This is a genomic window from Pseudomonas sp. F1_0610, from assembly GCF_047470865.1.
Lineage (GTDB): Bacteria > Pseudomonadota > Gammaproteobacteria > Pseudomonadales > Pseudomonadaceae > JAZDRH01.
In genome coordinates, this window is the sequence record NZ_JAZDRH010000101.1 from 1 (window position 1) to 291 (window position 291).

At 47.4% G+C, this 291-nt stretch carries 1 pseudogene; it reads right to left on the reverse strand.

The window, feature by feature from the left end:
* Window positions 1-291: pseudogene (locus tag VQ643_RS16395) on the reverse strand (transposase); the annotation flags it as partial.

Consider the following 291-nt stretch of genomic DNA (forward strand, 5'->3'; position numbering starts at 1 on the left):
GCATGTTTGATTATCGCCTCTTTCGCCATCTCCTTGCGCAGGGATGGCTTTAGAGCTTTCCCTCAAGAGCTTCCAATCGAATCTCAGCTTTAAGACGCTCTTCGGCATACATTTTTTTGAGCCGACGATTCTCTTCTTCAAGCTCTTTCATGCGCTTCATGAGCGAAGTGTCCATGCCACCATATTTTGAGCGCCACTTGTAGAACGAAGCTGAGCTAATACCATGCTCACGGCATAGCTCAGGGACTGGAACTCCAGCCTCATTTTGTTTGAGAATTGCCATAATCTGGC